General features: G+C 37.5%; 12 protein-coding genes and 3 tRNA genes. 7 read left to right on the top strand and 8 right to left on the bottom strand.

All coding sequences use genetic code 11. The features are described from left to right. Positions 1–58: 58 nt before the first annotated feature. Positions 59–889 (bottom strand): DUF2989 domain-containing protein, encoded by an 831-nt coding sequence (locus tag K5Q58_RS19995; protein WP_220755613.1) that lies wholly within the window; start codon positions 887–889, stop codon positions 59–61. 202 nt (positions 890–1,091) lie between these two features. Between K5Q58_RS19995 and K5Q58_RS19990 the strand changes: the two genes are divergently transcribed. From K5Q58_RS19990 to K5Q58_RS19970, 5 genes are all read left to right on the top strand, one after another. Continuing rightward, entirely contained in the window at positions 1,092–2,528 is a 1,437-nt protein-coding gene (locus tag K5Q58_RS19990) for a glyceraldehyde-3-phosphate dehydrogenase (protein WP_220755612.1), read from the top strand. A 228-nt stretch (positions 2,529–2,756) separates the two neighbouring features. Continuing rightward, a tRNA-Gly gene (locus K5Q58_RS19985) sits at positions 2,757–2,832 on the top strand. 10 nt (positions 2,833–2,842) lie between these two features. Further along, positions 2,843–2,916: transfer RNA gene (locus K5Q58_RS19980), tRNA-Cys, on the top strand. A 52-nt stretch (positions 2,917–2,968) separates the two neighbouring features. Beyond that, a tRNA-Leu gene (locus K5Q58_RS19975) sits at positions 2,969–3,054 on the top strand. 653 nt (positions 3,055–3,707) lie between these two features. Next, the gene (locus K5Q58_RS19970; protein WP_220755611.1) at positions 3,708–4,901 is read left to right on the top strand and encodes an amino acid aminotransferase; all 1,194 of its coding nucleotides are present in this window, start codon (positions 3,708–3,710) and stop codon (positions 4,899–4,901) included. Positions 4,902–4,997: 96 nt separating this feature from the next. On the opposite strand, the gene yvcK is transcribed toward K5Q58_RS19970, so the two are convergent. Then, positions 4,998–5,891: a uridine diphosphate-N-acetylglucosamine-binding protein YvcK gene (yvcK, locus tag K5Q58_RS19965; protein ID WP_220755610.1), complete on the bottom strand. Its 894-nt coding sequence runs from the start codon at positions 5,889–5,891 to the stop codon at positions 4,998–5,000. A gap of 174 nt (positions 5,892–6,065) precedes the next feature. Between yvcK and K5Q58_RS19960 the strand changes: the two genes are divergently transcribed. Further along, positions 6,066–6,872, top strand: a complete 807-nt coding sequence (locus tag K5Q58_RS19960) for a glucosaminidase domain-containing protein (protein ID WP_220755609.1) — start codon at positions 6,066–6,068, stop codon at positions 6,870–6,872. 1 nt (position 6,873) lies between these two features. Then, positions 6,874–7,506: a DUF2987 domain-containing protein gene (locus tag K5Q58_RS19955; RefSeq protein ID WP_220755608.1), complete on the top strand. Its 633-nt coding sequence runs from the start codon at positions 6,874–6,876 to the stop codon at positions 7,504–7,506. Between the two features lie 66 nt (positions 7,507–7,572). Here the strand turns inward: K5Q58_RS19955 and ttcA are convergent, their stop codons facing one another. The 6 genes from ttcA to K5Q58_RS19925 form a co-directional block, all read right to left on the bottom strand. After that, a complete protein-coding gene (gene ttcA, locus K5Q58_RS19950) occupies positions 7,573–8,502 on the bottom strand; it encodes a tRNA 2-thiocytidine(32) synthetase TtcA (RefSeq protein ID WP_374758530.1) in 930 nt (309 codons plus the stop codon). 78 nt (positions 8,503–8,580) lie between these two features. Further along, positions 8,581–9,510 (bottom strand): universal stress protein UspE, encoded by a 930-nt coding sequence (uspE, locus tag K5Q58_RS19945; protein ID WP_220755606.1) that lies wholly within the window; start codon positions 9,508–9,510, stop codon positions 8,581–8,583. Between the two features lie 86 nt (positions 9,511–9,596). After that, positions 9,597–10,349: an electron transport transcriptional regulator EtrA gene (gene etrA, locus K5Q58_RS19940; RefSeq protein WP_220755605.1), complete on the bottom strand. Its 753-nt coding sequence runs from the start codon at positions 10,347–10,349 to the stop codon at positions 9,597–9,599. A 55-nt stretch (positions 10,350–10,404) separates the two neighbouring features. Then, positions 10,405–11,094: a sulfite exporter TauE/SafE family protein gene (locus K5Q58_RS19935; RefSeq protein WP_220755604.1), complete on the bottom strand. Its 690-nt coding sequence runs from the start codon at positions 11,092–11,094 to the stop codon at positions 10,405–10,407. Between the two features lies 1 nt (position 11,095). Then, positions 11,096–11,332, bottom strand: a complete 237-nt coding sequence (gene ccoS, locus K5Q58_RS19930) for a cbb3-type cytochrome oxidase assembly protein CcoS (protein WP_220755603.1) — start codon at positions 11,330–11,332, stop codon at positions 11,096–11,098. Then, positions 11,329–11,701: HAD-IC family P-type ATPase (locus K5Q58_RS19925; RefSeq protein WP_220755602.1), on the bottom strand; the 373-nt coding region annotated here is incomplete at its 5' end. The genes K5Q58_RS19925 and ccoS, both read right to left, overlap by 4 nt.

Below are 11,701 nucleotides of genomic sequence, written 5' to 3'. Positions count from 1 at the left end.
ATACACTGACGCTTGTTAATTAATTGCATTTTAGTGTAGCTAACAAGCGTGCCTTTGTTTATTCAAATCTTAATTTAATTTCACTTGTATCAAACTTACCTGCATTAAGTTGTTTCACTAGTTCCAAAGCATCAATATTAAGTTGCATCGCTAGTTCATTATTATTGGCTATTAACGCTAATAACTTTTCTTCTGAAGCAGTGTTGTCACTCATTAACGTATTTGCCTTAGTTAACAAATACTCATTTTCTGTATTTTGCTCTCTTCTATAAATCGTTGCGAGCGCGAGCAGCCAATCTGAATCTATATTGCTCGCCTTAACATGAGAAAGTAAATGCAAGTACAGCAACTTAGCTCTGGCTAAATCAGTCTTAATATAATGAGAGGCAACTTGAGCTAGCATAAAGGTTTCAGTCAGCTCACCGGCTTGTTCTGCTTTTATGACGATATCGCGAGAAGGAAAGTCATTAAATTTCGTCCAACGATAATAGGCAAGGTAAATATCGGGGTTATCTTTAGTGTACTCTTGTAATTGAGCTAAGTTTTGAGTACTTACAGCGTAAGCACGTTCTCTGTCCTCAGTACGATGTGTATTGATTATATGTTTTACACCGGCAGCGAGCTCAATGCAGTTGCTATAAGATTCAAGTTTTATTAATTGATCATATAGTTGCTTTCCCGACGGGGTTTCTGTGACTTTTAATTGGTAACGACTCCGAATTAAGTCGCCTTTTTCTACTAAACACCAACTATCTTTGTGTAAATCAGCACAAAGTTCAGGATTTTTTTTACAAATGCTGCCACTATTTCGGCCAACATCACAACCAAATAAGCCGAATAAAGCAGCAAATAATGAAAATGATGTAATTATTACTAAACTTTTGTTCAAAATAGGCTCCAAAACAGAAATTTCTCTAATAAAATTACACGTTTACTAAAAATTTCTTACTGGCGAAAAAGTGCAAATTTCATTACAATGTCGCCGACCAAAAGGGGTAAACCCTACCAAATAACGATTATTGGTCTTTTCTTTTTGTTACTCAATTCTTTCTGCACACGAATGCTGAAATATGAGATAAAGGATCTTTTTAATGAGCGCTGATAAACACCTACAAAGTTGGCAAGAACGTTTCGAAATGGCTGAGGCTATGCAGCCTTTACTAGGTAAACTGTACCGTAATCAAGGCGTTGAAGTCTTAGTTTATGGTAAACCACTTTTAAACGCATCTACAATTGAAATTATTAAAGCTCATCGACTAGTTCGTCGTCACATTGGCGAAAAATTACGCCTACGTGAAAGCTTTCCGTTCGTCGAAGCATTAAGCAAGTTATCAGTAAAGCACTGTAAAGTGGACATTGGCAAGTTAGCCATTAATTACTGGCGTGATAATGCTGATGCATCACAAATTCAAGCCTACATGACTAAAGAGCTGGAACAAGGCTTGAACTTTGGTGATGACGTTGAGTCGAAAGATGTTGTTCTTTATGGCTTTGGACGAATCGGTCGTTTATTAGCACGTCTAATGATAGAAAAGACAGGTAAGAGTAATAAGCTTTGTTTACGTGCTATCGTTCTGCGTGGCGGTAAAAAAGGTGATTTAGAGAAGCGTGCTAGCTTATTACGTCGTGATTCAGTTCACGGACCATTTAATGGTTCTGTAGAAGTTGACGAAGAAAATAACGCGATTATTGCTAATGGTACCTACATTCAAATTATTTACGCGAATTCACCAGATCAAGTCGATTACACCCAATACGGTATTAACGATGCTTTAGTTGTTGATAATACTGGTATTTGGAAAGATGAAGATGGCTTAGGTCTTCACCTTAAGAGTAAAGGTGCAAGCAAAGTATTGTTAACTGCACCGGCTAAAGGCGCGATTAAAAACGTGGTTTACGGCGTAAATGAAAACGATATCTTACCTGAAGATATGATTGTTTCAGCTGCTAGCTGTACAACCAATGCTATTACACCTGTCCTTAAAGCGGTAAATGATAAGTATGGTATTGAAAATGGTCACGTTGAGACTATTCATTCATACACTAATGACCAAAACCTAATTGATAATTACCATAGTGCTGACCGTCGTGGACGCAGTGCACCATTAAACATGGTAATCACTGAAACAGGTGCCGCAAAAGCAGTAGCTAAAGCATTACCAGTAATGGAAGGTAAGTTAACTGGCAACGCGATTCGTGTTCCAACACCTAACGTTTCAATGGCAATCATTAGCGTTAACTTAAATGGTGAAACAAATCGTGAAGAATTGAATGAATATCTTAAAGATATTGCATTAACTTCAGATCTTAAAAACCAAGTTGATTACACAGACTCTACTGAAATCGTATCAAGCGACTTAGTTGGTTCTCGTTACGCTGGTGTTGTTGACTCTCAAGCAACAATCGCTGACGGTAAACGTGCAATTTTATATGTTTGGTATGACAACGAATTCGGTTATAGCTGTCAGGTTGTTGGTGTTATGCAGAAGATGCTTGGTCTAACGACATTGTCTTTGCCGGAAGCATAAACTGTTTTCTCAGCAAATTTAAAAAGCACTTCATGTTGAAGTGCTTTTTTTATAATTTTTATTCAATTGATATTATTTACTCAATACGTTGATTTATGCATCAAACAGTTCGCAAAGCTGTAAAATAGTGTAATTGCGCATTGACACATTTGCGTAAAACGGTAGAATTCCATTCCGCACTCAGAGACAAATTGACTAATCAATTTTATCAAGTGCATTGTTTGATATGCGACATTAGCTCAGTTGGTAGAGCGATACCTTGCCAAGGTATAGGTCATCGGTTCGAACCCGATATGTCGCTCCAATCAAACAACGGCGCGATGGCAGAATGGCTATGCTGCGGATTGCAAATCCGTCGACCTCGGTTCGACTCCGGGTCGCGCCTCCACAAATTTTGTTTAGTCGCTAACGAACTAGTTAGCGGTTAAAACAACACTTTTGCCCGAGTGGTGGAATCGGTAGACACAAGGGATTTAAAATCCCTCGCTTAATAGGCGTGCCAGTTCAAGTCTGGCCTCGGGTACCATTATAAATAAGCCTCGACTAATGTCGGGGCTTTTTTATGTCTAAAATCTGAGAAATTGGATCTGAGTGGAATCCCTCGTTGTTTTAAAGTAGGGCGTGCCAGCTCAAGTCTGGCCTCGGGTACCATTATAAATAAGCCTCGACTAATGTCGGGGCTTTTTTATGTCTAAAATCTGAGAAATTGGATCTGAGTGGAATCCCTCGTTGTTCTAAAGTAGGGCGTGCCAGCTCAAGTCTGGCCTCGGGTACCATTATAAATAAGCCTCGACTAATGTCGGGGCTTTTTTTATGTCTAAAATCTGAGAAATTGGATCTGAGTGGAATCCCTCGTTGTTTTGAAGTGATCATGTCTTTTATTACAAGATAACTATTTATTAAGTGGCATTTATAATTACAATCAAGGGCTAAATCAATTAACTAAAATTTTTCTATATCCATTAGATAAAATGTTAGCTAAATCAGATAAAACCTATTTTGTAGTCTTCACAAAGGCCAGATGTTTAGAGAATATCTATTTTTTGACGTCAATATTTACCAAATGTTTAAACTGTGAACTAATTCTTCCAACATTACAAAAAGTCACTATTTCATTGTGCTATTCAATGGTATAAATACTTAAAAATAGTGGTTCACTTCATACGAAGGAAAGATGTAATGATATTTTCTCAGGTCCCTCAAGCTCCAGCCGATCCTATCTTAGGTTTAACAGATGCCTTTAAAAAAGACACTCGAAAAGAGAAAGTCAATTTAGGTGTGGGTATTTACAAAGACGAAGCAGGGCAAACGCCAGTGTTAAAGTCGGTAAAAAAAGCTGAAGCCATTTTATTAGAAGCTGAGAAAACAAAAAACTATCTTGGAATCGAAGGTGTAGAACAATACAACGCTGTTGTTCAAACATTATTATTTGGCCAAGACAGTGACATCATTACAAACAAACGCGCTTATACAGCCCAAGCTCCAGGCGGAACAGGCTCATTAAGAGTTGCAGCGGAATTCTTAGTTAGAAATACAGAGTCAAAAACATTATGGGTCAGTAATCCAACTTGGGCTAACCATCAAAATATCTTTCAGACAGCTGGTTTAGAGATAAAAGAGTATGGTTATTATAAAGCTGAAACCCATGCCATGGATTTTGACGCAATGTTGACTGATTTACATGGCGCTAAAGCAGGTGATCTTGTGTTATTACATGGCTGTTGTCATAACCCGACAGGTATCGATTTAGATGCTTCGCAATGGGAAGTGATTGGCCAATTATGTGCTGATAAAGAACTTGTGCCATTATTTGATTTTGCATATCAAGGTTTCGGAGCAGGTATAGAAGAAGATGCTCAGGGCTTACGCATTGTAGCGACTAAAGTGCCAGAGCTATTAATTGCCAATTCATTTTCAAAAAACTTTGGTTTATACAATGAACGTATTGGTGCTGTAACAATCGTTGCAGCAGATGAGCCAGCAGCTCAGAAAAGTTTCAGCCAAATTAAGAAAACCATTCGAGCTACATACTCAAACCCGCCAGCACATGGCGGTTTAATTGTCAGCACAATTTTATCTGATGATGCTTTACGTCAAGAATGGGAAGCAGAGTTGACTGAAATGCGCCAACGTATCGCAGAAATGCGTACGTTGTTTGTCGATACTTTAAAGTCTGAAGGCGTAGAGCAAGACTTTAGCTTTATCTCACGCCAAAATGGCATGTTTAGCTTCTCTGGCTTAAACAAAGATCAAGTAAATCGTTTAAAAGAAGAGTTTGCTGTTTATATTGTTGGTTCAGGTCGTATTAGTGTTGCTGGCATGACTAAACAAAATGTCCCTGTGATCTGTAAAGCGATTGCGCAAGTTCTGTAATCACACGAAAGTAAACTATTGATCATTAACATTAATATAAGAGCGAAAAGTAATGTTACTCTTCGCTCTTTTTTATATTGTATTAAAGCATTTTATTTAGAGCTTCTTCATCACACTTGCTAATGCATCTGCTAGAAGTATTTTATTATGTAATCCAGCATGATGATCACTGACTAGCGGAAAATAGCTAACAAATTCGCCGATATCAATACTGTCACCATGGCTAATTACATTGTTAACGGCATCACGGCCAACTAATTGATTAATCCAATTTATTTTATCTTCTAATTTAAGTGCATTAGCAGCGCATAACTCATTGGTTAAGTTGTCTATGAAAACAATCTGAGCGCTTGATTGTTGAATTGCCTTTGAAATTTCAGGTAATAGTAGCGGCGGTAATACGCTAGTAAGAAAGCTTCCTGGGCCAATGATAATCATCTCTGCTTTGTTAATTGCTTGAATAGCTTCACATGTCGCAGCCACTTGAGGTTCAACGGCTAAAGAGCTTGGTACTTCTTTCATCCCATCAACATTGGTTTCACCGAAGATTGTTTTGCCTTCAAGGTTTAATGCTGTTAGATGAGCTGGCTCCTCAGACATTGGAATAATGCGAGTATCAATCTTTAATATGGTGCGGATTAATTTAATCGCTTCCATTGGCCTGACGCAAAGTTGTTCCAGAGCGTACATAATGATGTTGCCAAGATTATGGCCGTTTAATTCATTATCGCCATTGAAGCGATGATCAAATAGCATAGTGCCTATGGATGGCCGGTGGGCTAATTGAGATAAACAGTTTCTTAAATCGCCCCAAGCAATAGTTGTTTCATCCTGGCGTATTCTTCCAGTTGAGCCTCCATTGTCAGTTGTGGTTACGATTCCGGTTAATTTCGGGCCTAAGAAAGATAATGCTGCTAATACGCGCCCTAAACCATGACCGCCGCCTAGTGCAACAACATGACTGTACTGATGTAAATCTTGATTCATCATTTTTTGATTCCTTTCATACTCTTGATGACTTTCTAATCTTGCATCGTAATAATGCATGTTAACTATTACTTGATGCTAAAATTGAATGCTCAGGAATAATAGCATAAACACAGGACTGCTTTTAGTGATGAATCTGGGTATAATCATTTAAAAATTATTAAGGTAGGATTGTTCTTGAGAACTGGTAGAGTAGGTAAGTTTACCCTTGGTTTAGGCTTTGTAATAATCAGTATTATTTTGATTAGAGTATGGCTCGTTCCAACTTTGGAAAAGATTTTAGTTTCCACGCCTGAAATTCAGCAAAATGAGATAGAAGAAAAAACGGTTCCTAACTTCACCGCTATCAATGATATTCCAACCAAAAAACAAGTCTTTTTTGATTATATGGCTCCTGCTGTTAATCATCAAAATGCACTAATTTTGAAAGAACGCAACTTTCTAAAAGTCATTTTAGCAAACCTAAACAATCAACAAGAGTTAACAGAAGCAGAATTGTTTAAACTTAAACAGCTTACTAATAAATATAATTACTCAGTTAAAAAGTTTGATGAATCGACCTTGGCTCCTTTACTTATTAGAGTCGATACCGTCCCTGCAAAAATGGTATTGATTCAGGCAGCCAATGAAACCGGTTGGGGGAGCTCTCGCTTTGCCAAAGAAGGGAATAACTATTTCGGTCAATGGTGTTTTTCTAAAGGTTGTGGCTTAGTGCCACTTTCAAGAAAAGCAGGCTTGAATCATGAAGTTGCTTCATTTGATACGCCAGAAGATTCTATTGCAGCATACATGTTGAATTTAAATACTAATTCAGCTTATCGATTATTACGTTCTATTAGAGCTGACATTCGTTCACAAGAAAAGGAGCCGACTGCTGAAGAATTAGTATTTGGCTTAATTCATTACTCTGAACGAAAAGATGCTTATATTGACGAACTACTAGAGATGTTACGCCAAAACAAAGCGTATTTAGCAGGTTTATAAAATGAATTTAAAAAAGTCGTCAATTATTTTTGCAGCAATGCTAATCAGTCCTTCTGTCATAGCTGATTCAGTTTCAATACCATACGCAGGTTTTTATGAAAGGCTAAAGCAGGTCAACAAACATAATTATCAATTAGTGGAAGTTGCTTTTAGCGTACCTAAAAATAAAAATTGTGAAATGATATCTGGCAATATTACCACCGAAAAAAATGAATACCCGCTGACTTATGATAAAGATCAGCGCTTATACCTTCCTTATGATGCACAGCTAAAATCTGATAGAGGCTTGCTAAATATTAAAGTAACAGGGGACTCGTCACTTTGTGGTGTTGCAATGCAAGTTCGTGCTAAATCCACACAAATAAAATATTCGAAAGAAGAGTTAATTGATGTCAAGAATGATATGGATGCGCTATTAGATGGCCAGCAAGGGTTTCCCATGAAATATTTTAGGAAGCCAATCTCTGGATTAACATTCAGTTTTAGTGGTTCAGAATTACCAGTCGCGGTCACCATAGATGGTAACAAGCAGGTGATACAAGAGCAGTTGCAATTAACCTCTGAACAACTTGATAATTTACAGACAATTATTTTTGATATTAAACCAAGTATCGTCAGTCCTTATGTTATGTAGTTTTTAATGGTATTTACTTCATAAAAAAGCCCTCAATAGAGGGCTTTTTTTCTAACTTATAATCATTTATGGTTTATAAGTTGTGACAATATCAATCTTAGATGCTTCATCAAGATTAATATGACCATTGTTACTGGTATCTAAAAAATCAAACGCTGGTAAATCAGACTCAGCAACATCACCAGATAATGGTGCATCCGCATCACGTTGCAGCGATAAAAAATCAAACACGTTTCTATCCACCCCTTGAGATGGAGAAGTATTTTGCATAGCGGTGAAAATAGTTTCGATGCGTCCAGGAAACTCAACGTCCCACTGATTTAGCATATCTTTTACTGCTCCACGTTTAAGGTTTTCTTGTGAGCCACATAAGTTACATGGAATGATAGGGAATTGTTTTAATTCCGCATATTCAGCAATGTCTTTTTCTTTACAGTATGCTAATGGGCGTATGACCATGTTAGCACCGTCATCAGATAGTAACTTTGGCGGCATGGCTTTCATTTTTCCGCCAAAAAACATATTCAAAAATAATGTTTCGATGATGTCATCTCTATGATGACCTAAAGCAATTTTTGTTGCTCCAATGCGTTGTGCAAAACCATACAAGGTGCCACGACGGAGGCGAGAGCATAAAGAACACGTTGTTTTACCTTCAGGAATTTTATCTTTTACGATTGAATACGTGTCTTTTTCTAAAATATGATAAGGCACAGCTAGAGTATCAAGATAAGCTGGCAAAATATGTTCTGGGAATCCAGGTTGTTTCTGATCTAAATTAACAGCCACAATCTCAAACTTAATTGGTGCGCGTTTTTGCAAGTTCAACAAAATGTCGAGCATTGCATAACTGTCTTTACCTCCAGAAAGGCAACACATGATAACATCACCATCTTCAATCATTTGATAGTCACCTATCGCACGACCTACATCATGACGTAATTTCTTTTCTAATTTTGCTTGGCGATCTGCCAAAATTTTTTCTTGCTGTTGCATTTCAGACATTAAAAAGCGCCCAGTAACTATCGTTTCAGGGCGCGTATTATTCCAGCATTCTAGCCGATGGTAAAGACTTTAGTCTTCAAGTGGTGATTTATAACCCTCAGGTTTAACTGCAAGCAAATCACAATTGATACTATCAATCACATGTTCAGCAGTATTACCAATTAAAGCTGCAGAAAACCCAGTACGCCCAACTGTGCCTAAAATAACAAGTTCAGCATCAAGTTTTAGTGCTAATTCTGGGATAACATCTTCAGGTAAGCCTTCTTCTACATGACAGTTTTCTAGTGGAATATTGAAACTGTTTGCTAGATATTGAATGCGCTGTTCATGTTGCATACGAACCGTATCATTGTAACTTGCTGCATCAAATTCAGGTAATTCGATCGCAAGGTTCACAGGCGTACCAGGGTATCCATTAACTAAATGAATTTGAGCTGAAAACTTAGCAGCAAGATTCAATGCACTTTCAATGATCTTTGTATTTAATGTTGAATGCTCGTCATCTTCAGATGCAACATTCACAGCACACAAAATTTTACCCGCTACAGGCCAATCATGATCTTTAACCATTAATACTGGAATTGGGGCTTTTCGGAGTAAATGCCAGTCGGTCGGAGTAAAAATAATGGACTTTAACTTATCGTGTTCGTGAGTGCTTTTTACTAATAAATCGATTTCTTGCTCTATGGCATATTTAATGACACTTTCAAATGGTCTGTTATGCCAAACGACTTTTGTATCGATACTTAATCCATTTTTGATATAAGGTGCAATGGCTTCTGTTAGCCAAGTTTCACGTTGATCAATAACACCTTGGCGCATCGCTTCTCTTTCATGGCTAGAAAGAATAGATGTCATTTCATATGAGAAATCAAATATGGTGAGAAAAGCAGTGATAGATGCATTGGACTTGGAAGCAAGTTCAACGGCTCTGGCAAGAGCAGGTTGATGGTCAGTCATTGGGTTAATGACTACTAAAATCTTATTATAATCCTTCATAAAACCTCCAAGCTGTTTTTTATATTACTATCACTTTTATCCACGGTGATGTCGTTGAGTTAGATCATAAAATCAAAATTAACTCTTTAAGTCGCAATTCTGGAATTGCCTGCAAGTTGACTTAGTGCAACATTATCAACAATGGTGATGTATTTGCCTTTAACTTCAATTAAACCCGCTTTTTGGAATCGACCCAATAAACGACTGATTGTTTCGACAGTTAATCCAAGATAATTTCCGATGTCTCCACGGGTCATTGTTAGCCTAAACTCATGCGGAGAAAAACCTCGGCTGCCAAAACGGTTAGCAAGATTATTGATAAATGCAGCTAAACGTTCTTCGGCATTTTTCTTAGATAATAATAAAATCATTTCTTGATCGCCCATGATTTCATTACTCATTAAGCGCATAATTTGTTGTCTTAATTTAGGCATAGTGCCTGAAAGAGTATCAAGGGTATCAAAAGGAATTTCACAAACCATTGCTGTTTCAAGAGCTTGGGCAAAGCTTTGGTGAATTTGAGAATGAATACCGTCAAAACCAATGACATCACCAGCTAAATGAAAACCAGTAATTTGTTCATCACCTTGCTCAGTAATAGTGAAACTTTTTATGGTTCCAGAACGGATAGCGAATAGAGATTTGAGAGGATCACCAGATTTAAATATCTGATCACCTTTTTGAACAGGCTTTTTTCGTTCGATAATATCGTCTAGTCTATCGAGCTCGTTATTATCCAACGTAAAAGGAATGCAAAGCGATTCCATACTGCAATCATGACAATGAATTGCACAACCACCAGTAGATGCGCGAAGCTGTTTCGTTTGATCTGTAGGCATATATACTCTCAATTAATTACTACCGTACCATGTTAAACTAATAACAATGCTACAGCTAGTTTAGCTGCATGATGGCGATATAAATAGTTTGTAAGCCAAATACTACAATCAAGATCCCACTTAATAGTCGTACTTGCTTTTTTTGAACCCATCCTGCCAATTTTTTTGCGGTTAATCCTGCACTTAGTAAAGCTGGTAGGGTGCCCAAACCAAAAGCTAACATCACCATAGCACCGTTTAATGCATCTCCTGCGGCTACCGACCAAGTTAATGTACTGTAGACTAATCCACAGGGTAACCACCCCCAAATCATTCCTGCAATAGTTGCTTGAAATTGAGTTTTAATGGGTAATAACTTGTTTGCTAAAGGCTTTAATACAGTCCAAAGGCCTTTTCCTAATTTTTCAATATGAACAATACCGAACCAAATCTGAGCAATATATAAGCCAGTAATTATCATCATAACCCCAGCAATGATTCTTAACCCAATAAGGTAAGAGTCTAGGTCAAACATATAACCTAATGCAGCACTACTGGCACCAGCTAGCGCACCGGCAATCGTATAACTTAAGATCCGACCTAAATTATAGCTAAGTAAAAAGCTTAACTGATTGGCTAAACGGTTAGATGAAGTTGCAGGCAAGTTCGTCGCAAAGGCACCGATAAGACCTCCACACATTCCAAAACAATGTGCAGCACCCATTAATCCTACGAGGAACGCGCCCCAAACATTATATTCAATCAAATTAATTATGCTTATTTGCAGAGGGTTTATCCAAATCGGACTCACTACTTGTGATATTTTCTTGGTCTTTCTCTTGTGTATTTGAAGGTACAGATGTTGAGTCTTCGTCAAACAATATAGAAACACTTTGTCTATCTAAGTCGTCAAATTGCTCAGATTTTACTGCCCAAAAGAAAACCGCAACAGCGACAACCACAAACAGCATGGCAATGGGAATTAAAACGTAGATGATACTCATATTTTTACCCTTAGCAGGCGAAGACTATTTGAAACAACAATAATAGAACTAATAGACATACCAATCGCTGCTATATATGGCACTACATGGCCTGTTACAGCTAAAGGAAGAATAATGATGTTGTAAGCAAATGCCCAGATTAAGTTTTGTTTTATTATTTTGTTTGTCAGTTTAGCAAGGTTAATTGCTTGATTAAATTTTGATAAATGATCGCCTAGCAAAATTAAATCGGCACTATTTTTTGCGATAGCACTGCCGCTACCCATCGCAACAGATAAATTTGCACCTGCAAGTACTGGAGCATCATTGATTCCATCACCAAACATAGCAAGATGTTGCTTTTTCTGTAATGTATTTATTAATTCAAGT

This window comes from Shewanella sp. KT0246, from assembly GCF_019654955.1.
GTDB lineage: Bacteria > Pseudomonadota > Gammaproteobacteria > Enterobacterales > Shewanellaceae > Shewanella > Shewanella goraebulensis.
The sequence above is the reverse complement of the archived record's forward strand: the minus strand, read 5'-3'. Positions and strand labels throughout refer to the sequence as shown.

Coding starts and splice junctions, on each gene's coding strand:
- ccoS (WP_220755603.1), bottom strand. CDS start 11,332: ATGAGTATCATCTACGTTTTAATTCCCATTGCCATGCTGTTTGTGGTT.
- etrA (WP_220755605.1), bottom strand. CDS start 10,349: ATGCCTACAGATCAAACGAAACAGCTTCGCGCATCTACTGGTGGTTGT.
- K5Q58_RS19990 (WP_220755612.1), top strand. CDS start 1,092: ATGAGCGCTGATAAACACCTACAAAGTTGGCAAGAACGTTTCGAAATG.
- K5Q58_RS19955 (WP_220755608.1), top strand. CDS start 6,874: ATGAATTTAAAAAAGTCGTCAATTATTTTTGCAGCAATGCTAATCAGT.
- uspE (WP_220755606.1), bottom strand. CDS start 9,510: ATGAAGGATTATAATAAGATTTTAGTAGTCATTAACCCAATGACTGAC.
- ttcA (WP_374758530.1), bottom strand. CDS start 8,502: ATGCAACAGCAAGAAAAAATTTTGGCAGATCGCCAAGCAAAATTAGAA.
- K5Q58_RS19970 (WP_220755611.1), top strand. CDS start 3,708: ATGATATTTTCTCAGGTCCCTCAAGCTCCAGCCGATCCTATCTTAGGT.
- yvcK (WP_220755610.1), bottom strand. CDS start 5,891: ATGATGAATCAAGATTTACATCAGTACAGTCATGTTGTTGCACTAGGC.